Origin of the sequence: Microbacterium enclense (assembly GCF_004022425.1) — a bacterium.
GTDB classification, from domain to species: Bacteria; Actinomycetota; Actinomycetes; order Actinomycetales; family Microbacteriaceae; genus Microbacterium; species Microbacterium enclense_A.
This window is the reverse complement of the sequence record NZ_RBZY01000011.1, coordinates 15,321-35,123: the sequence shown is the minus strand read 5'-3', so window position 1 is coordinate 35,123 and position 19,803 is coordinate 15,321. Positions and strand designations below refer to the sequence as shown.

Genomic DNA, 19,803 nt, shown 5'->3' with positions numbered 1-19,803 from the left:
GAAGGTTCAGTGTCCAAGACACGCGGTTCGTGCCGCCCGGCATCCGCGTGTCTTGGACACTCGACTACCGCGCAGCTACTCACCCTTGCTAGGTACCGGTACTCAGTGTTACTTTGTAGCAGTAGTCAACGTTGAGGAGTACCGCATGGGGAGACACGACACCGAGATGCTCAAGGGGGTGCTCGAGGGCGTCGTCCTGGCTGTCCTCGCGCGGCGCCCGGCGTACGGGTACGAGATCACCGCCGACCTCCGCGAGCGGGGGTTCACCGACCTCGCCGAGGGCACGGTCTACGCGATCCTCGTCCGCATCGAGCAGCGGGATCTCGTCGACGTCGAGAAGGTGGCATCCGAGAAGGGGCCGCCGCGCAAGGTCTTCACCCTCAACGACACGGGGCGAGAGCAGCTCGCCGAATTCTGGACCACCTGGGGTCTGCTCGCCGATCGGCTCGAGCAGCTCCGCGACGAAGGGAACTGACATGGCCTGGTGCGAGAAGATCATCGGCGACCTGGGCGCCAAGAAGCAGTGGCGGGAGTACCGGCGCCGCCTCGACGCCCTCCCCGCCCCCTATCGGCAAGCGGGCCGCGCGCTCGAACGCTACGTGCTCAACCTCGGGCCGACGGAGGACAGCGACGCGCTGATCCGCATGGTGACCGACCTCGCCGACCTGCTCGAGCAGGCCGCCGCGGCCCAGACGCCCATCCGTGACCTGACCGGCGCCGAACCGTCCGTGTTCGCCGAGGAGTTCATGGCGAACTACGGCGACGGCAGCTGGATCGGGCGGGAGCGTGCACGCCTCTCCCGCGCGATCGACGAGGCGGCGCAGTCGCAGGGCTGATCGCCCTCTCCCGCACGCGTCCTCCGGAACCGGCTGGCCGGAGGCGATGGCCTCGTGCGCCCTCCGGCCGGAACACGACGAGAGGAACACCATGCCCATCACCGATACCGGTCCCGCCATCCGCGTGCGGGGCCTCACCAAGTCCTACGGCGACGTCCGCGTCCTCGACGGCGTCGACCTCGACGTCGAACGCGGCACGATCGTCGCGCTCCTCGGCTCCAACGGCGCCGGGAAGACGACGGCCGTCCGCATCCTGTCGACCCTGCTCCGCGCCGACGGCGGGACGGCGGTCGTCCACGGAGCCGACGTCGCGACCCAGGCCGCCCGCGTGCGCGGCTCCATCAGCCTCACGGGGCAGTTCGCCGCCGTTGACGAGGTCCTCACCGGACGCGAGAACCTCACGCTCGTCGCCCGTCTGCGTCATCTTCCGGACCCCGGCCGGGTGGCCGACGCGCTGCTCGAGCGCTTTTCGCTGACGGATGCCGCGCGCCGAGCGGCATCCACGTATTCCGGCGGCATGCGCCGGCGTCTTGACATCGCGATGAGCCTCGTGGGCGACCCGGCGGTGGTCTTCCTCGACGAGCCGACGACCGGGCTCGATCCGCAGGCCCGCCTGGAGGTGTGGGGTGCCGTGCGCTCGCTGGCCGCGTCGGGCACGACGGTGCTGCTCACGACGCAGTACCTCGATGAGGCGGAGCACCTCGCGGACCGCATCGCGATCCTGCACGGCGGCCGCATCATCGCCGAGGGGACGCTCGCGGAACTCCGCGCGCAGTTCCCGCCGACGACAGTGGAGTACGTCGAGAAGCAGCCCACCCTCGAGGAGATCTTCCTCGCCATCGTCGGCTCCGCCGGCCCGCTCGCCACGGAGGAATCATGACCGCGTACGCCCTGTCCGACACCGTCGTCCTCACCGGACGTTCGCTCCGGCACATCCTCCGAAGCCCCGACACGATCGTGACGACCGCGATCATGCCGGTCGCGATCATGCTGCTGTTCGTCTTCGTCCTGGGCGGCGCGGTCGACACCGGCGGCACCGCGTACGTGGACTTCCTGCTGCCCGGCATCCTGCTGATCACCGTGGCATCCGGAATCGCGTACGCCGCGTACCGCGTCTTCCTCGATGTGCGCGGCGGGATCGTCGACCGGCTGCGGTCGATGCCGATCGCGCCGGCCGGCGTCCTGTGGGGACACGTCCTGACGTCGCTGCTGGCGAACGCGGTGTCGCTCGCAGTGGTGATCGGCGTGGCGCTGCTCGTCGGCTTCCGGTCGGGCGCCTCGGTCGGTGCGTGGCTGGGGGTGGTCGGCATCCTGATGGCGTACACGCTCGCCCTCACGTGGGTGGCGGTGATCGCCGGACTCGCGGCGAAGACCATCGACGGCGCCAGCGCGTTCAGCTACCCGCTGATCTTCCTGCCGTTCGTGAGCTCGGCGTTCGCGCCCACCGACACCATGCCGGGGCCCGTGCGCTGGTTCGCCGAGAACCAGCCCGTGACCTCGCTCGTGGATGCCATCCGCGCTCTGCTCACGCAGCAGCCCGTCGGCGCGAGCGTGTGGATCGCTCTGGCGTGGTGCGCCGGCATCCTCGCGGTCGCGTGGGTGGTCGCGGTGGCTCTGTTCCGGCGCTCCGCGCGCTGAGCCCGGTCTCGGTCCGCCCGCCGTTGCGCTGGGGCGAGCGGTGCCCTGACCCCGGTTCGGTGTCCAAGACACGCGGTTCACCCCGCCCGGCGTCGGCGTGTCTTGGACACTCAACGGGTACGGACGGGGCGACCGGATGCCGCGACCGCGCATGATGGAGCCATGCCCTCTGCCGACGGACCCGACGTGCGCGTCAGCGCGGGACTCGTGATTCCGGCGTCGGAGCTGTCGTGGCGATTCTCGCGTTCGTCGGGACCGGGCGGACAGGGCGTGAACACCACTGACTCCCGTGTGGAGCTGATGTGGGATGCCGCAGGCTCCGCGGTGCTGTCACGCGTGCAGCGCGAGCGTCTTCTCGAGCGACTGGGTGATCGCCTGGTCGGCGGGGTGCTGGCGATCGCGGCGTCGGAGCATCGTGCGCAGCTGCGTAACCGCGACGCCGCGCGCGCTCGACTCGCCGCGCTCGTGGCCGAGGCCGTGCGCGCACCCGCGCCCCCGCGTCGGGCGACTCGGCCGACCCGGGGTTCTCAGGAGCGTCGCCTGCAGGCCAAGCAGCGCCGCACCGACGTGAAGAGGATGCGTCGGCGCCCCACCGATTGAGGTCGAGCGATTGAGATGCCGCGGCCTCAGGCGGGCGCGTCGCCCTCGGCGCGGCGGCGGCGCACCTGCTCCTCGAGGTCGGCGAGATACACCTCGCGCTCGAGGTCGGCGATCTGCTGCTCGGTCGTCCGTGCGTCGAAGGCGCGCGGCACCGGGGCGGGCTCGGCATCCCTTTGCCAGCGCCGCGGGTCGCCGAACGACATCGGCTCTCCGCGCCGCTCCCACTCGCGGCCGATCGCGAACCACAGGATCGATCCGACCAGCGGCAGCAGCACGATGAAGAACACCCACGCGAACTTCGGCAGGTGTTTGACCTGGTCTTCGCGGCGGGTGATGGCGTCGATCAACGCGACCACCATGACGGCGAGGGTGAGCACGGCGAGGATCGGCATGGCATCCACCCTGTCGCATGGCTTCGCGCCCGGCAAGGTTCCATCGGCACGGCGGGCACGAGGGGTGCCGAGACTGCACGCGCGTGACGAACCCACCGCAGCATGCCGCGGTCTTGTCGGTCCGATGCGGTCTCGCGCTCGACGCGCCCCGACCCGGACTCAGGATGCCGCGTCGTGCGGCCCCTTGCCCCGGTGGGCGGGCACCTCGGCCACCGGTTGGCCACCGCGTTGCTGACCCGGGAGCGGGCGCGAGCGGCGTCCGTAGATGAGCTCGGACGAGTCGAGCAGCCACGGCACCAGGGTGATCGAGACGCCGTGCACCAGCATGAGCTGCTGGGCGAGGCGGCGCGAGCGGCGGTTGTGCAGGATCGATTCCCACCAGTGCCCCACGATGAACTGCGGCAGGTACACCGTCACCACCGCCGAGCCGTGCTTCTCGCGGTACGTCTTGATGAACGTCGTGACCGGCGAGGTGTACGTGCGGTACGGCGACTCGATGATGACGAGCGGGATGGGCATGTCGTGCGCGGCCCACTCCTTCTGCAGGCGCGTCGCATCCTCTTCCGAGATCGCGACGTGCACCGCGAGCGTCTTGTCGTGCTTGGCCGCGAGGGCGTAGTCGATGGCCTTCATCACCGGCTTCTGCAGCCGGTTCACCAGGATGATCGCGACATCGCCGGACGAGCCGAAGTGCACCGTGTCGTCCATGCGGATCTCGTGCTCGACGTCGCGGTAGTAGCGGTTCACGCCGAGCATGAGCGTCGCCATGATCGGGATCGCGATGAACACCAGCCACGCGCCGTGGGTGAACTTCGTGATGGTGACGATGACCAGCACCAGCACCGTGAGCGAGGCGCCGAGGGAGTTGATCCAGAGGCCCGTGACCGCCGAGCGGTGTTCGTACCGGGCGCTCTGCTGGTGCGCAGCCTCAGGAGGCAGCGAGCGCAGCCCCGCCAGGGCGCGCCGCCAGTGCTTGACCATTCCGATCTGACCGAGCGAGAACGACACGAACACGCCGATGATGTACAGCTGGATCAGCGTCGTGAGGTTCGCCTGGTAGACGATCAGCACGCCGATGGCGATGATGCCGAGGATGACCATGCCGTTCGAGTACACCAGGCGGTCGCCGCGCGTGTTCAGCGCCTTGGGGGCGTAGCCGTCGCGGGCGAGCACTGCGCCGAGGAGAGGGAAGCCGTTGAAGGCGGTGTTGGCCGCGAGCAGCAGCACGCACGCGGTCGCGGCCTGGATGACGAAGAACGGGATGCTGCCCATGCCGAAGGTCGCGGCCGCCACCTGCGCCATGAGGCTCGGCTGCGGGGTCGAGCAGTCGAAGCCGATGAGGTGACAGGGATTCTCGGCGTAGTGCACCTGGTACAGGAGGGCGAGCGCGGTGAGCCCGACGAACAGCACGATGGCGATGCCGCCCATGAGGGTGAGCGTGGTCTGAGCGTTGCGGATCTTCGGCTTCCGGAACGCCGGCACACCGTTGGAGACGGCCTCGACGCCGGTGAGGGCAGAGCACCCGCTCGAGAACGCGCGGAGGACGAGCAGGATCATGGCGGCTTGCGTGAGCGACTCGGCCTGGACGTCGTACTCCGCACTGGATGCCAGGGGCACATCTCCGAACAGCGCACGGCCGAGGCCCACGGCGATCATGAGGCCGACCGACCCGATGAACAGGTACGTGGGGATCGCGAAGACCGACGACGCCTCGCGCACACCGCGGAGGTTGACAATGACGATCAGGATGACGAATCCGACGGCGATCTCGACGCGGAACGGGTTCAGGTCGGGGAGCGCCGAGATGATGTTGTCCACACCGGATGCCACGGACACGGCGACGGTGAGGACGTAATCGACCAGGAGCGCCGCGGCGACCACGACACCGGGCACTTCGCCGAGGTTCTTGCTCGCGACCTCGTAGTCGCCACCGCCCGACGGGTACGCCTTGATGAGCTGCCGGTAGCTCAGCACCACCACGATCAGCAGAACCACGACCGCCACGGCGACCCAGGGGCTGAGCGTCAGCAGAGCCGTTCCACCGATGAGCAGGATCATCAGCAACTCCTGCGGGGCGTAGGCCACGGAGGAGAGGGCGTCGGAGGCGAAGATGGGGAGCGCCATCTTCTTGGGGAGGAGCTGCTCGTCGAGCTTTTCCGACGTGAGGGGCTCGCCGATCAGGATGCGCTTGGCCATCGGCGTCTGTTCGCCGGGCTCGCGACTTTCGTCAGTCACGGCGCGCGACATTACGCCCCCTGTCGTCCATGCGCAATCTGACGCACGGGCCGTTCACCGGGTGGTCGCTCGTCGGCGAGATCCCGGGGTGGGCGCACCGACGAGAACACCGTGACCCCGCCTACTGTTCCCTAGGCTCTCGGGGTGCACAACATCTTCGGTTCCGGCCTGCTCGCCGTGCTCCTCGGCGGCGTCGTCGCCGTCCTGGCGTTCGTGCCGTTCGTCGCGCTCAGCTATCGCCGACGCGGAGGTCTGTCCTTCGGTCGTTCCATCCTGTGGGCGGGGGCGGCGGTGTACTTCTGGGCCATCTGGACGTACACGCTCGTCCCCCTCCCCGACACCGACGATTACCGGTGCGCGGGCCGGAACCTCCGCCCGTTCGAGTTCGTCGACGAGATCCGCGCGGCCGTCGCGGTGTCCGGCCGCTACCTCACCGATCCCGCCGTCCTCCAGGTGGCGCTGAACGTCTTGCTCTTCGTGCCGCTCGGCTTCTTCCTGCGGGTGCTCGGAGGTCGTGGCATCCTGGTCGCCGGTCTCGTCGGACTCGCGATCAGCGGGATCATCGAGACGACGCAGCTGACGGGCGTATGGGGCGTCTTCCCGTGCGCGTACCGCGTGTTCGATGTCGACGACCTCATCACCAACACCGCGGGTGCGCTCCTCGGCTCGCTCGTCGCCTTCGTCGTGCCGAGGAAGCACCGGGGAGCGGCGAAGTCTCCGGATGCCGAGATCCCCCGTCCCGTCACGCGCGGGCGACGGGTGCTCGGCATCCTGTGCGACGTGCTCGGCATCGGCCTGCTGAGCTCCGGCGTCGCGGTGGCACTGCAGGCGGTGTTGATCCTCCTCTTCGACGACCCCGGTCGGACGGGCGCCCTCGCCTCGGCGGTAGGGACGGGCGTCGGGGCCGGGGTGTGGCTCGCGGTGATCCTCGGCACCGGCCGCTCGATCGGCGACCTCGCGACCCGGGTGCGGTACACGAACGGCGCGCTGCCGACCTGGCTCGCACGGACGCTGCGATTCCTCACGGGCGCGGGCGCGTACTCGGTGCTCTCGAACGTTGCGCCGCCCTGGTCGCTGCTGTCGGTGGTGCTGGTTGTCGCGACGATCGTGCTGCTCTTCACGTGGAAGGACGGCCGCGGCCTCACCGGCTGGATCGGCCGCCGCCGCCTGGTCGACGACCGCGAGGGCTGGTGAGCCCGACCGTCGACGCCGCTTCTCCGCGCTGACGCGGGTGTGAGCGCGAGCCGGTCCGGCGAGCGGCGCGACGTGAGGGCGTCGGCCGAAAGTCGAACGTCGCCGCGCTTACCCTTTGCGCCAAATGGATTTGGCATCCACTCTCACGTCGACAGTAGGACGGGCTCGCGAGGCGGACAAGCGCCAAACTCTTTGGCCCCTTCGCGCACTTGACGCGTGCGCTCGCGGGTCGCTACCGTCATGCCAAGACGATTTGCCAAAACGTATTGGCGAAGACTCCCACCCGCACTTTCCCGAATCACTCACGAAGGAGTCGAAGTGATGAAGCTTCGCACGCAACAGCAGACCGGACTCGTCCGGCGCGCGATCGGACCGCTCGCCGTCGTGGCGGCCGCGGCTGTCGTCCTCACCGGATGCGGTGCCGGCGGCGGCACCGGTGCGGCCGAGGAGGATTCCACCCTCACCGTCGTCGTGGAGGGCGGCGGCAAGGCCGAGCTCCAGCCGATCGCCGACCTCTACAAGAACGAGAAGGGCACCGACGTCACGCTCGTCGAGCTGCCCTACGACGGCCTGTACGACCGCATCCAGTCCGAACTCCAGGCCGGTACGCCGTCGTTCGACGTCGCCGCGCTGGATGCCATCTGGCTCCCGGCCTTCGCTCCGGGTCTCGCCTCCCTCGACGACCTGTTCACGGACGACGTCAAGAGCGACCTCTTCGACGGTCTCGTGGGGGAGTCGCAGGTCGACGGGAAGCACATCGGGATGCCGGTGTGGACGAACTCGGAGATCCTCTTCTATCGCACGGATCTGTTCGAAGACGCGACGAACAAGGCCGACTTCCAGGCGAAGTACGGCTACCCCCTCGCCGCGCCCACCACCTGGGAGCAGTACCGCGACGTCGCCGAGTTCTTCACGCGCGACACCGACGGCGACGGAGCCGTCGACCTATACGGCACCGATGTGAAGGGCGCGGTCGAGACCGAGTGGCTCGCGACCGTGTCCCAGGCAGGGGAGGCGCAGATGGTCCTTGATCCCGCGAACGGCGAAGTCACCATCGACGACGCGGAGCATCAAGCGGCCCTCGACTTCTACGTCAGCCTGCTGCCGTACGCTCCGTCCGGTGCAGCTCAGCTCGACTGGGCGGGAGCGCAGAACCTCTTCTACCAAGGCAAGCTCGCGATGATGCGCTTCTGGGGTCACGCGTACCGCCAGACCCCGGCGGACTCGCCGATCGCGGACGCCATCGGCGTCGCCCCGATGATCGGCGGACCGGGGGGAGTGGCCGGGGTGCCCGGCGCCTGGTACCTGTCGGTGCCCGCGAGCGGAACGAAGCAGGATGCCGCGAAGGATTTCATCGCGTTCGCGTACGAGCACAACGACCTCGCCGCCGACACGTCGCTCGGACTCGTCGCCCGCAAGAGCGCGTTCGAGTCGAAGGCCGACGTCGCTGGATTCGAGAACTACGCCGCCCTGGTGACGACCCTCGAAGCCCCCGGCTCCGCCCCTCGCCCCGCGACGCCGGAGTGGCAGGAGATCGTCGACTCGGTGCTCGTGCCGATGCTGCAGAAGGCCGTCGAGCCGGGAGCGGACACCGCCCAGCTCCTCTCCGACGCCAAGACCCAGATCCAGTCGATCGTCAACTGACGATCCCGTCCGAAAGCATTCCGTGGAGACCATCGCTCCTCCCGCCCGCGACGGGGTGGCTCCGGCCGCCCCGTCGCGGGACGTGCCGCCCCTGAGTCGGCGCCGCAGCAAGGACGCCGGCGACCGGCGCTTCGCCCTGGCCCTCATGGCCCCGGCAGCGTTGTTCCTCGCCGTGTTCGTGCTGTGGCCCCTCGTGCGCTTCGTCTACGACAGCTTCTTCGAGATCTCGCCGTTCGCGGGAGCCGGGCGCACGTTCGTCGGATTCGCCAACTACGCCGCGGCTTTCGGCTCCGAGACGTTCCAGTCGGCGTCGGTGCGCACGGTGGTCTACACGGTCGTGGTGGTGGCCGCGGAGTTCATCCTGGGCCTCGCCGTCGCGCTGCTGTTCACGGCGCTGGGGCGTCGGTCGGCGGTCTTCCGCACGATCTTCATGTACCCGCTGATGATCGCCCCCGTCGTCGCCGGGCTCCTCTGGCGCTTCCTCCTCATTGACAACTTCGGCATCGTCAACGAGCTGCTCGCGCGCGGCGGCATCCTTTCGGACCCGAGCCAGATCGCGTGGTTGAGCGATCCGCGGATCGCATTGTTCTCGGTCGCGGTCCCCGACATCTGGCTGACGACGTCGTTCATCACGCTCGTCCTCTTCGCGGGGCTGCAGAACATCCCGGGCGACGTGATCGAGGCGGCGCGTATCGACGGGGCGCGGTACCCCCGCATCCTGTTCAGCATCATCCTCCCGCTGCTGCGGCCGGTGATCGCCGTGGCCCTGATCGTGCGTGGTATCGACGCGGCACGGGCGTTCGACATCATCCTCATCCAGACCGACGGTGGGCCGCAGAACAGCACCACCACCCTCAGCCTGCTGATCTACCGCACGATGACGCGCTTCGGCGACCCGGGCCTGGCGAGCGCGATGGGCACGGTCTACCTCGTGGCCATGCTCGCCGTCGCGATTGCGGCCGTCCTGCTCATCTGGCGTCCCGGAGGTACCGCGCGATGAACCCCCTCGAAACCGTCGGCCGCAGCCGCGTGGTGCTGTGGGCACTGCTCGCCGTCGCCGTCGCCCTGTACGGCTTCCCCTTTCTCTACCTCCTTCTCACGTCTTTCAAGACCCCGCTGGATGCCATCGCGGTCCCGCCCACGGTCCTCCCCGGCGTCTGGACGCTCGAGAACTACGTCTCGGCGCTGTCCCGCGCGGGAGTGCCGGCCGCGCTGATCAACAGCGTCGTGACCGCGGTGATCTCGACGGCGCTTTCGCTCGTGCTCGCCGTGCCCGCGGCGTACGCGATCACCCGCTTCCGCACGCCGAGCGGTCGCGTGTTCATCCTGGCCGCGCTCGTGACGCGCATGGTGCCGACGATCGCCGTCGGTGCGCCGCTCATCGAGGTGATGCGGTCGCTGGGTCTCACCGATACGTCCTTCGGTCTCGCGCTGGCACACACGACGATCTCGCTGCCGCTGTCGATCTGGCTGATGGCGAGCTTCTTCGAGGCGGTGCCCGACGAGCTCGGCGAGGCCGCCGAGGTCGACGGCTGCTCCCGCCTGCAGGCGATGGTGCGCGTCGTCCTGCCGGTGGTGTCGGGCGGGTTGGCGGTCACCGCGATCTTCGCGTTCCTCGCGTCGTGGAACGAGTTCCTCTTCGCGCTGCTGCTCACCTCGGTCCGCGCGCAGACCACCCCCGTCGTGATCGCGAGCTTCCAGACCCAGTTCGGCCTCGACTGGGGCGGCATGACCGCCCTCGCGACGGTCTACTCGGTGCCCGTCATCCTGCTCACGCTCTTCCTCCAGCGGCACATCGTCGCCGGTCTCACTCTGGGCGCCGTCAAGGGCTGACATGGCGTCCGCAGAAATGGAGAACCCTCCGATGCCTCCGCACAACAACCGCTACGACGTGACCGAGTGGTCCTTCGGCGACGCCGCCCACGACATCGGGGCCGTCATCAACGACATCTTGCGCGATGTGAAGGAACGTCAGCGAGACACCGACGTCGCGGACGGCGGTCGTCCCGGAGCCGTCATCCAGATCCCGCCCGGCGACTACCGGCTGCGTACGCAGGTCGTGATCGACGTCAGCTTCCTGCGCATCGAAGGCGCTGGCCACGGCTTCACGTCGTCGAGCATCCGATTCAACGTCCCCGACACCGAGTGGCCGGGGCTGCGCGAGCTGTGGCCCGGGGGCAGCCGGGTCATGGTCGACCTCGATGACGTCCGCCCCGGCGACGAGGCATCCGGAGCCGCGTTCCTCGTGGCGCGCACGGGAAGCCCGCGCATCAGCTCGGTGGAGTTCAGCGGCTTCTGCATCGACGGTCTGCACTTCACCGCCCCCGGACCCGACCACAACGTCGAGAACTCGTACGTCAACAGCAAGACCGGGATCTTCGTCCAGGATGCCAACGACTCCTTCCGCGTGAACGGCATGGGGTTCGTCTACCTCGAGAACGCCCTCACGATCTACAACGCCGACGCGCTCTCGGTCCACGACAACTTCATCGCGGAATGCGGCAGCTGCGTCGAGCTGCGCGGCTGGGGACAGGCGTCGAAGATCACCGACAACCTCATCGGCGCGGGGTTCGCGGGCCACTCGATCTACGCCGAGAATCACGGTGGTCTGCTGATCACCGCGAACAACGTCTTCCCGCGCGGAGCCAGCAGCGTCTCGCTGCACGCGGTGACACGGTCGAGCGTGACGAACAACCGGCTGCACTCCTTCTACCCAGGCATGGTCGTGCTCGCCGCCGGCAGCTCCGAGAACCTCGTGGCATCCAATCACCTCCTGCGCGATCACGAGCCGTGGACCCCATTCCTCGGCGTCGAGGGGCGTTACGACGACGCCTTCGGGCTCGTCCACATCGACGGCCACGGCAACTCGATCATCGGCAACCACTTCTCCGAGGTGGTCGCGGCGTCGCGGGTGCGCCCCGTCGGCGCGGCGCCGGTGATCGTGCGCGTCGCCGGGGGGAGCGGCAACCGGGTGTCCGACAACCACGTCGTGGCCTCCGACGTCGACCCGGGCTCACAGGATTCGGCGTTCGAGGCGCAGGTCGAGGCGCTCCTGTCGACCGCCGAGGCGCGGCCGCTCGCGGTGGTCACGGTGCGCGTGGATCCGGCATCCGGCGGCAACACGATCCTCGACTCCGGCACCGAGGACGAGGTGGATGCCGACCTCGAGGCGAACGCGGTCCGTTTCACTCCGGCCGTCCGGCCGTCGCACCGCACCGCGCCGGGGCAGAAGATGGTACGAACGTGAGGGGGGTGACCATGAGCGAGACGCGGTCGACCGAGAAGACGGCGGGGATCCGTGACGTCGCCGCGCGCGCAGGTGTGTCGCAGACGACCGTGTCGCACGTTCTGAACTCGACTCCGCACACCCGGGTCAGCGACGAGACGGCCGCTCGGGTCCGCGCGGCGGCGGAAGAGCTCGGCTACCGTCCGAACCGCCTGGCGCGGGGCCTGCGGACCCAGGCGTCGGAGATGATCGGGCTTCTCACCGAAGAGATTGCGACCACTCCGCACGCCGGTCGCATCATCCTCGGCGCGCAGGAGGAGGCGAGCCGTCACAACCTCACCCTCGCGATCATCAACTCCGAATTGAACCCCGATCCCGAGGTCCCGCCGGTGCAGGTGCAGGCGTTCCTCGACCGGCAGGTCGACGGCATCATCTACGCGACCGTCTACCACGACGAGATCGTCGCGCCCGAGAACCTCACCGCCCGCCCAGCGGTGCTCATCGGCGCGCGCGACAGCGATGGCATCCTGCCCGCCGTCCTCCCCGACGAGCGCGCGGGAGCGATCGCGGTCGTCGAGATGCTCGTCGCCCGCGGACACCGACGCATCGCGTTCGCGGCCAGCGCCGAAGACGTTCCCGCGACGCGTGGGCGCCTCCGGGGCTACCTCGAGGCGATGGCCGCGGCCGGCCTGACGACCGAGGGGCTCGTCGCCGAGGGGAGCTCGGACGCGCGGGGCGGGTACTCCGCCACCAACGCGCTCCTGGATGCCGCCCCCACGGCGCTCTTCTGCTACAACGACCGCATGGCGATGGGCGCCTACCGGGCCGCCGGCGAACGAGGTCTCTCGATTCCGGACGACCTGTCGGTGGTCGGTTTCGACGACCAGGCGCCGATCCCCGAGAGCCTGTTCCCCCCGCTCACCACCGTCGCCCTCCCGCACTACGAGATGGGGGCGTGGGCGGTGGACGCGTTGTACGCGGTCGTCAGCGGATCGGGAGAGGGCCTGGCATCCGTCCCCCCGACTCTTCTGGCGTGCCCGCTCGTCGAGCGCGAGTCCGTGGCCGCTCCCCGCGCCTGACCTTTCGTCATCCTCCCCTCGGGGACCTTCCTTCGGAGACCCTCCATGCGCCCTGCGCTGCACTTCACCGCCCGCACGGGCTGGATCAACGACCCCCACGGCCTCACCTGGCGGGATGGCGAGTACCACGCCTTCTTCCAGTACGTCCCCGGCCGGGTCGCGTGGGCCCCGAGTTGCCACTGGGGCCACGCCAGCGGGCCCGACCTGCTCTCGCTGACGGAGCGTGCAGTCGCCCTCGCCCCCGGTGACGGCGACGACGGGATCTGGACCGGATGCCTCATCGTCGACGGGGAGGACGTGCGCATCTTCTACACGGCGATCACCGAGCCCGACTTCGGCATCGGGCGCGTCCGGGTCGCCACGCCCGAGGCCGACCTCGACGGAGCATGGGTGAAGGGGGATGTCGTCGTCACGGCCCCGGCCGAGCTCGACCTCATTGCGTTCCGCGACCCGTTCATCCGCCGTGACGGCGAGGGGTGGCGCATGTTCGTCGGCGCCGCGGGCCGCGACGGGACGGCGATGGCGCTGTCGTGGACGTCTCCTGACCTCCGCGCGTGGGAGTACACCGGCGTGTCGCTCGAACGCTCGACCGCGGTGACGGAACCCGTGTGGATGGGGGCGCTGTGGGAATGCCCTCAGTTCGTGACTCTCGACGGCCGCGACGTGATGATCTCGTCGGTGTGGGACGCCGACGTCCTGCACTACGCGGGTTACGCCGTCGGTGACTTCGACGGCGACGGCTTCGACGCCGAGGCCTGGGGACGCCTGACCTACGGCGACGGACTGTACGCCCCGTCCCTGTTCTTCGACGCCGAGGGCGCCGCGTGCCTCCAGTTCTGGATCCGCGGGGTCGGCGACCACGATGCGGGCTGGGAGGGCGCGCACAGCGTGCCGTACCGCCTCGGCTGTGCGGGTTCCGTGCTCACCGCGACACCGCATCCCGACGTCGCCCGGCACCGCGGCCCGCGCGCCCTCGACGGGCGGGTCGCGGGCCTCGCGGCCGACATCGAGTGGTCGGCGGCGAGCGGGCGCCTGACCGTCCGGTCGGGCGGGGCGGAGGCCGTCGTGGTGGACAAGGGCGACACGGATGCCGTGGTGCGCGTGGGCGCGCAGGAGTGGACGGTGCCCGTCGGGGCGGCGGTTCGGATCATCCTCGACGGTCCGGTCCTGGAACTGTCGTCGCAGGCGGTGTTCAGCGCCGTCCTCGCCCCCGCCGGCGACGACCTCCACGTCGAGACGACCGCGGGCACCGCGGTCGTGTACCCGTTGAGCTGAGCCGTCGGCGCGGTGCCGTTGGCGTGCCGTCGTGCGGAGTTCGTCGGTGACACGCCGGGAAGGTGGCATCCGGGGTCGGCGTGTCGGGTGAGAACTCCGCGGGACGGCACGCTGTCCCGGGGGCCGTGGAGACTCCGCGGGGCAGGAGGGCAGCCGCGGCCTACAGGCTCCCGGCCGCGACCGAGAACGTGTCGCAGGCGTCCACCCCGCCCGCGCGCCCGGCTTCGAACCACCGCTGGCGCTGTTCGCTCGAGCCGTGCGTCCAGCTCTCGGGGTTGACGGCGCCGCCGGACTCGGCCTGGATGTGGTCGTCGCCGACGGTGGCCGCGGCATCCAGGGCATCCGCGATCTGCTGGGCGGTGGGCGGCTCGAGGTAGGGCGTGCCGTTCTCGTCGACCTGATCGCCGGCGTCGGCGACCCACGCGCCGGCGAAGCAGTCCGCCTGCAGCTCGATCCGGACGCCGTTGCTCGCGGGGCCGGTGCCGTTGTTCGGGTGCTGCTCCATGACGCCGATGAGGTTCTGCACGTGGTGGCCGTACTCGTGCGCCAGGACGTACAGCTGCGCCAGGGGTCCGGCCGTGGTGTCGAACTGCTCCCGAAGAAGGGCGAAGAACGTCGGGTCGACGTACACCGTCTCCTCGGGCGGACAGTAGAACGGTCCCGTCGCGTTCGAGGCCGTGCCGCACCGGGTCGAGGTCGAGCCGTCGACGATGATCAGCTGCGGCTCGCGGTAGCCCTCCACGGCGTTGCCCCAGAACTGGTCGAGGTTGAGCGACGCGGCCGCGAGACGGCAGTCGTCGTTGCGGTTGGCATCCTGCCCGGTCTCGCAGCTGGCGATGCGCTCGCCGCCGGTCTGCGGCGCCGCCCCGCTGCCGCCCCCGCCGAGGAGCCCGGTCAGATCGGTGCCGGTGAAGAGGGAGATGAGCAGGACGGCGATGCCGCCGAGTCCGATCGCGCCGCCGCCGACAGCGGCCACCGTGCCACCCCGGCGCTTCGCTGAATTGCCGCCGACGCGGGCGTTGTCGTTGAACGTCACGTCCGAGAAGGTAGCGCTCGGCCCGCGGCGGCAGAGGGGGGTTGAAACGCGGGCGTCATCCCGTCGCGCCCATCGTGCGCGTCGAGATGTCGAACGTCGCGAAGGGGAACGGGTACAGCAGCGAATAGCTGCTCCAGTCGTCGACGCGGACGGTGGCGAACGCCACGTACCCCACCACGAAGGTCACGAGGGTGAGAACGACGATGCCCATCCGGGCGTTGTTCAGGATGCGCAGCGCTCGCTCGATGGTGTCGGCGCGTCGGAGGATCCGCGTCAACGACAGCACCACGATCAGGGCGATCGCGACGTACACGAGCGGGTTCGCACTCATGGTGATCGAGCCGCACATCGGCGGGGCGTCCGTCGGCCGCCCCTCGGCGTCGAGGAACCCACCGCTGCCGGTGACGCCGCCCGAGCAACTGCCCGACGAGCCGCGGAGGAACCCGGCCAGCAGCGTCGCCGCCACGACGGCCCAGATCAGAAGCGACCGAATGCCGACGACGATCTCGGCGCCCGGAAGCAGCGTGTTCTCGTGCGTTTCGTTCTGCGTGATGGTCATGGATGGCCCCCCGAGGTTCCTTCCACCCTCACACGGCGCGGCGGATCAGTCCAGGAACTCCCGCGCCGCGACGACGAGGTTGTCGACGCCGCGGTCGATCGTCGGCTGCATCACGGGGGCGTAGAACGGCGAGTGGTTGGTAGGGATGTCGCGCTCGACCGTACCGCCGGCCACGGCATCCGCGAAGGTCTGCGGGTCCACGCCGCCCCAGAACCAGAAGACGAGCGGGGCGCCGGATTGGCGCGCGAACCACGACACGTCCTCGCTCCCGGTGAACATGCCGGGGTCCACGACGCTCGCCTCGCCGAACGCCCGACGGAAGGCCGTGGTCAGGCGGGAGGTGGCATCCGGGTCGTTGATGGTGGGCGGCAGGGTGTGGTCGGTCGTGATGGTGGGGGTCTTCTCGGCTCCGGATGCCTCGGCCTCGGCGCGGATGATCCGCTCGACCTTGCTCATGACCCGGGCGCGGGCCTCGTCGTCGGGGTAGCGCAGGCTCAGCTCGAGCTTCGCCTCGGCGGGGATGATGTTGTTCTTCAGGCCCGCGTGGATCGAGCCGACCGTCACGACGGCGACGTCGCGCGGGTCGACCTCGCGCGAGACGACGCCCTGCAGCCGCATGACGGTGGCGGCGGCCATGACGACGGGGTCGATCGTGGAGTGCGGGCGCGAGCCGTGTCCGCCGCGGCCATGGAGGACGACGGTGAGCCCGTCGGATGCCGCCATCTGGGTGCCGGGACGCACGCCGATCGTTCCGGCGGGGAGCGGTGTCACGTGCTGCCCGAGCACGATGTCGGGTCGCGGATACCGGTCGAGCACGCCGTCGGCGATCATCGCCTGCGACCCCGCGCCGTACTCCTCGGCGGGCTGGAACACCGCGACGATCGTGCCCGACCACTCCGACGTGGTGGCGACGAGCCGCTCGAGCGCGCCGATCAGCGCGGTGACGTGCATGTCGTGGCCGCACGCGTGCATGACGGGCACGGCGTTGCCGGCGGGATCGGTGCCCCGGGCGGTGCTCGCGTAGGCGAGGCCCGTCTGCTCCTCGACGGGCAGCCCGTCCATATCCGCCCGCAGCCACACGACCGGACCGGGGCCGTTGTCGATCCGCGTGACGACTCCGGTGCGCCCGACGCCCTCCTCGACCTCGAGTCCCAGGTCGGCGAGGTGCCGCGCGATGATGCCCGCGGTCCGCGTCTCCTGGAACGACAGCTCGGGGTGCGCGTGAAGGTCGGTGTACAGGCTCTCGAGGTCGACACTCATGCGTTCGAGCCTATGCGCCGGGCCGGTGCTCTCCTCAGCTATCTGTGTCGGGCTGCCGAAGAATGAACCGGTCCATGTTGGGAACGGTGAAGCTCACGTATCCTCGTCGCTCGGCGTAGATGATCCCTTTCTCTATAAGGGACTGCCGTGCCGGACTCACGGAGGCGGCCGCAACTCCGAGATGGTCGGCAACAGCGGCCGTACTCGCGGTGCTGCCTCCGACATCGACGATCGCCCGCAAGTACTGACGCTCAGCCGGTGTCGTGCGGTCCCACCGTGCGGGGAAGAACCCCTGGTCGAGGTCTGCGTTCCCTTCCGCGATGCCGGCCACGGCCACGTCGAGGTCGATGTTGCGGTCCGGTGTGATGTCCCACACCGCCTTGCCATACGTCTGGAGGAAGAACGGATACCCCTGCGACTCACGCACGATCTCCTCGAGGGCATCACGGGTGAAGCGTGCGCCGAGTTCTCTAGCCGGCTTCTCCAGCGCCTCGATCGCGGAATCGTGCGTCAGCGCGCCCACCTCGTGCAGAGCGAACCGTTCCGAATAGGAGCGCGCCTCGGCCATCGTCCGACGCAGTGTGGGGAGACCGGCTCCGATGACATAGAACGGCCAGTCCGACTGTGTCGCCTTGTGTTGCACGGCGAGAAGTGCTGTCAAGAGGTCGGCGTCCAGGTCCTGCATCTCATCGACGAAGATCGCGAGCGCGCTCTGGTTCTTCTGCAAGGGACCGGCGAGGTCGGCCACCAGTTCCTCGAGGTCCACTTCGATCAACCCGGAGTTGGCTCGATGGTCGGACGGTGCGACGCCGAGGTTCAGGGAAACGCCTGCGATTGTCAACGCGAAGGAAGACACCGTGGACACGGCGGTCTTGACGTCCTCCACTGCCGAGCGGAAGCGTGCCATCCGCCGCCCTGCCATCGCCACACCTCGACCCAAAGATTGTCGTGCGGCGATGGGCCCTGCGCTGCCTGGCCGGGCCTCGAACTGGATCGTGACCCAGCCGGCGCGTTCGACGTTGCGATGAAGCTCGTTGAGAAGCACCGTCTTGCCCACACCGCGCAACCCGTAGATGATGAGGCCGCCGTCATTTCGCTTCACACGGCTCTTTGCCACCATGAGGTCGACGAGATCGATCTCCGGTTGGCGACCCACGAGTTCGGGTGGGCGGACACCGGCTCCTGGGCGGAACGGGTTCAGTTCGTGCAGCATGGCGGCATTCTACTGATTTCTACCGCATATCTAGAGAATTCCTTAGAAAACTTCACCCCCTGCTCCGCCCAGGGCGGGCCGAGAGCGGGGGCTTCGCAGGACCCCGAGTGTACGGTGCCGTTCGCTGCAATTCCGTGTCCAGAACACGCGGATGCGAGCGCGTGGCATCCGCGTGTCCTGGGCACTCGATGAGCGAGCGGGGGCGCGCAGCCCGCTACCGGATGCCGGGACCCCTGTCCAGCCGTCCCGGGCGGGCCGCGGCGGCGGCGAGGCTGACGGCATGGCCACGACACACTTCGACTACCTCATCGTCGGCGGCGGGATGGTCGCCGACACCGCCGCGCGCGGCATCCGCGAGCTCGACGCCGACGGGTCGATCGTCATCCTGAGCGACGACGTCGACGAGCCCTACACGCGCCCTGCCCTCAGCAAGAAGCTGTGGACCGACGACGAGTTCACGTGGGAGAAGGTGCCGCTCGGCACCGCCGGCGACACCGCCGCCGACATCCGGCTGCGCACGCGCGCGACGGCGATCCGCCCCGAGTCGCACGAAGTGGATGCCGACGGCCACTCGTTCACGTACGGCAAGCTGCTCCTCGCCACCGGCGGGCACCCCGTGCCCCTCCCGATCGAGGACCGTTCGGGCGGTGAGCGGGCCCTGACCTTCCGGACCGCCGCGGACTACCGGCGGCTGCGCGCCCTGTCCGAAGAGGTCGAGCGCATCGCGGTCGTGGGCGGCGGGTACATCGGCTCCGAGCTCGCCGCCGCGCTCGTGCAGAACGGCGTCGACACGGTCCTGGTCCACACCGGCGCGGTGCTCGGCGACGCCGTGTTCCCTGCTTCGCTCGCGGAACGGTTCGAGAAGCTGTTCCGAGACGCCGGGGTCGAGATCGTCGCGGGATCGAAGGTCGAGGGAGGAGAGGCGGATGCCGATGGCATCCGGCTCATGCTCGAGGGCGGCGACGAGGTGCGTGCGGACGCCGTGGTGAGCGGGCTCGGCATCGAGGTCGCGACCGACCTCGCCGAGGCCGCGGAACTCACCGTGGACGACGGGGTCGTGGTCGACGCGCAGCTGCGGACGTCGGTCGACGACGTGTGGGCCGCCGGCGACGTCGCGAGCTACCCCGACCGGCTGCTTGGCCGCCGCCGCGTCGAGCACGTCGACAACGCCAACGAGATGGGGCGGGCTGTCGGACGGAACCTCGCCGGCGCCGGGGAGCCGTACACGCACACGCCGTACTACTACTCGGCGGTGTTCGGCATCCGGTACGAGGCCGTCGGAACGCTCGACTCGTCGCTCGAGACGGTGGAGGACTGGATCGATCCCGACCGCGGAGTCGTCTTCTATCTCGACGGCGACCGGGTCGTGGGGGTGCTGCTGTGGAACGTCGAGGACGCCCGCGACGCGGCCCGCGCGGTGCTGGCGGAGGCCGACACCCTGACGCGTGACGACCTGGTCGGCCGCATCCGCTGACGTCCGCCGCGGCACAACTCCTGCAGCGCGGGACCACCGATGCTCCGCCGTCGCCTCTCGCGTGCGGTCTGCAGGAGTTGTGCGGACAGCCCGCGCGATGCGGGCGCGACGCGGGTGCGGGCGCGGCGGCGGGAGGCGGGTG

19 protein-coding genes are annotated in these 19,803 nt (G+C 69.6%); 13 read left to right on the top strand and 6 right to left on the bottom strand.

Features of this window, described 5'->3' with window-relative positions; translation table 11 throughout:
- The first annotated feature begins 145 nt into the window (after window positions 1-145).
- The 5 genes from D8Y23_RS04445 to arfB all read left to right on the top strand — a co-directional run bounded on the left by D8Y23_RS04445 (window position 146) and on the right by arfB (window position 3,074).
- Window positions 146-475 carry a PadR family transcriptional regulator gene (locus D8Y23_RS04445; protein ID WP_022878709.1) on the top strand — a complete coding sequence of 110 codons (330 nt, stop codon included), beginning with the start codon at window positions 146-148 and terminating at the stop codon, window positions 473-475.
- A 1-nt stretch (window position 476) separates the two neighbouring features.
- On the top strand, window positions 477-836 hold the full coding sequence (locus D8Y23_RS04440) for a DUF1048 domain-containing protein (RefSeq protein WP_128216963.1): 360 nt from the start codon (window positions 477-479) through the stop codon (window positions 834-836).
- A 91-nt stretch (window positions 837-927) separates the two neighbouring features.
- Window positions 928-1,716 (top strand): ABC transporter ATP-binding protein, encoded by a 789-nt coding sequence (locus D8Y23_RS04435; protein ID WP_128216962.1) that lies wholly within the window; start codon window positions 928-930, stop codon window positions 1,714-1,716.
- On the top strand, window positions 1,713-2,474 hold the full coding sequence (locus D8Y23_RS04430; protein WP_128216961.1) for an ABC transporter permease: 762 nt from the start codon (window positions 1,713-1,715) through the stop codon (window positions 2,472-2,474). The genes D8Y23_RS04435 and D8Y23_RS04430 overlap by 4 nt, the downstream gene beginning before the upstream one ends.
- Before the next feature lie 162 nt (window positions 2,475-2,636).
- Entirely contained in the window at window positions 2,637-3,074 is a 438-nt protein-coding gene (arfB, locus tag D8Y23_RS04425; protein ID WP_128216960.1) for an alternative ribosome rescue aminoacyl-tRNA hydrolase ArfB, read from the top strand.
- Window positions 3,075-3,100: 26 nt separating this feature from the next.
- Here arfB and D8Y23_RS04420 read toward each other — a convergent pair whose 3' ends face one another.
- On the bottom strand, window positions 3,101-3,466 hold the full coding sequence (locus D8Y23_RS04420; RefSeq protein WP_128216959.1) for a PLD nuclease N-terminal domain-containing protein: 366 nt from the start codon (window positions 3,464-3,466) through the stop codon (window positions 3,101-3,103).
- A 159-nt stretch (window positions 3,467-3,625) separates the two neighbouring features.
- A complete protein-coding gene (locus D8Y23_RS04415) occupies window positions 3,626-5,713 on the bottom strand; it encodes an APC family permease (protein WP_128216958.1) in 2,088 nt (695 codons plus the stop codon).
- A gap of 132 nt (window positions 5,714-5,845) precedes the next feature.
- Between D8Y23_RS04415 and D8Y23_RS04410 the strand changes: the two genes are divergently transcribed.
- The 7 genes from D8Y23_RS04410 (at window position 5,846) to D8Y23_RS04380 (ending at window position 14,119) form a co-directional block, all read left to right on the top strand.
- On the top strand, window positions 5,846-6,895 hold the full coding sequence (locus D8Y23_RS04410) for a VanZ family protein (protein WP_128216957.1): 1,050 nt from the start codon (window positions 5,846-5,848) through the stop codon (window positions 6,893-6,895).
- 321 nt (window positions 6,896-7,216) lie between these two features.
- The gene (locus D8Y23_RS04405; protein WP_128216993.1) at window positions 7,217-8,539 is read left to right on the top strand and encodes an extracellular solute-binding protein; all 1,323 of its coding nucleotides are present in this window, start codon (window positions 7,217-7,219) and stop codon (window positions 8,537-8,539) included.
- A 145-nt stretch (window positions 8,540-8,684) separates the two neighbouring features.
- Complete coding sequence (locus D8Y23_RS04400; protein ID WP_128216992.1) at window positions 8,685-9,539, top strand: carbohydrate ABC transporter permease; 855 nt, start codon at window positions 8,685-8,687, stop codon at window positions 9,537-9,539.
- On the top strand, window positions 9,536-10,372 hold the full coding sequence (locus tag D8Y23_RS04395; protein WP_128216956.1) for a carbohydrate ABC transporter permease: 837 nt from the start codon (window positions 9,536-9,538) through the stop codon (window positions 10,370-10,372). The genes D8Y23_RS04400 and D8Y23_RS04395 overlap by 4 nt, the downstream gene beginning before the upstream one ends.
- A 31-nt stretch (window positions 10,373-10,403) precedes the next feature.
- Window positions 10,404-11,786 carry a NosD domain-containing protein gene (locus tag D8Y23_RS04390; protein WP_128216955.1) on the top strand — a complete coding sequence of 461 codons (1,383 nt, stop codon included), beginning with the start codon at window positions 10,404-10,406 and terminating at the stop codon, window positions 11,784-11,786.
- An 11-nt stretch (window positions 11,787-11,797) separates the two neighbouring features.
- Window positions 11,798-12,844: a LacI family DNA-binding transcriptional regulator gene (locus D8Y23_RS04385; RefSeq protein WP_128216954.1), complete on the top strand. Its 1,047-nt coding sequence runs from the start codon at window positions 11,798-11,800 to the stop codon at window positions 12,842-12,844.
- A 45-nt stretch (window positions 12,845-12,889) separates the two neighbouring features.
- Window positions 12,890-14,119: a glycoside hydrolase family 32 protein gene (locus tag D8Y23_RS04380; RefSeq protein ID WP_128216953.1), complete on the top strand. Its 1,230-nt coding sequence runs from the start codon at window positions 12,890-12,892 to the stop codon at window positions 14,117-14,119.
- A 160-nt stretch (window positions 14,120-14,279) separates the two neighbouring features.
- On the opposite strand, the gene ypfJ is transcribed toward D8Y23_RS04380, so the two are convergent.
- The 4 genes from ypfJ to D8Y23_RS04360 are packed head-to-tail and all read right to left on the bottom strand — an operon-like array spanning window position 14,280 to window position 18,187.
- Window positions 14,280-15,155 (bottom strand): KPN_02809 family neutral zinc metallopeptidase, encoded by an 876-nt coding sequence (gene ypfJ / locus D8Y23_RS04375; RefSeq protein ID WP_128216952.1) that lies wholly within the window; start codon window positions 15,153-15,155, stop codon window positions 14,280-14,282.
- Between the two features lie 55 nt (window positions 15,156-15,210).
- Window positions 15,211-15,714 carry a hypothetical protein gene (locus D8Y23_RS04370; RefSeq protein WP_128216951.1) on the bottom strand — a complete coding sequence of 168 codons (504 nt, stop codon included), beginning with the start codon at window positions 15,712-15,714 and terminating at the stop codon, window positions 15,211-15,213.
- Between the two features lie 45 nt (window positions 15,715-15,759).
- Window positions 15,760-16,974: an amidohydrolase gene (locus D8Y23_RS04365; protein ID WP_128216950.1), complete on the bottom strand. Its 1,215-nt coding sequence runs from the start codon at window positions 16,972-16,974 to the stop codon at window positions 15,760-15,762.
- A 34-nt stretch (window positions 16,975-17,008) separates the two neighbouring features.
- The gene (locus D8Y23_RS04360; protein ID WP_128216949.1) at window positions 17,009-18,187 is read right to left on the bottom strand and encodes an AAA family ATPase; all 1,179 of its coding nucleotides are present in this window, start codon (window positions 18,185-18,187) and stop codon (window positions 17,009-17,011) included.
- A gap of 280 nt (window positions 18,188-18,467) precedes the next feature.
- Between D8Y23_RS04360 and D8Y23_RS04355 the strand changes: the two genes are divergently transcribed.
- The gene (locus D8Y23_RS04355; RefSeq protein ID WP_128216948.1) at window positions 18,468-19,661 is read left to right on the top strand and encodes an NAD(P)/FAD-dependent oxidoreductase; all 1,194 of its coding nucleotides are present in this window, start codon (window positions 18,468-18,470) and stop codon (window positions 19,659-19,661) included.
- The last annotated feature ends 142 nt before the right edge of the window (window positions 19,662-19,803 follow it).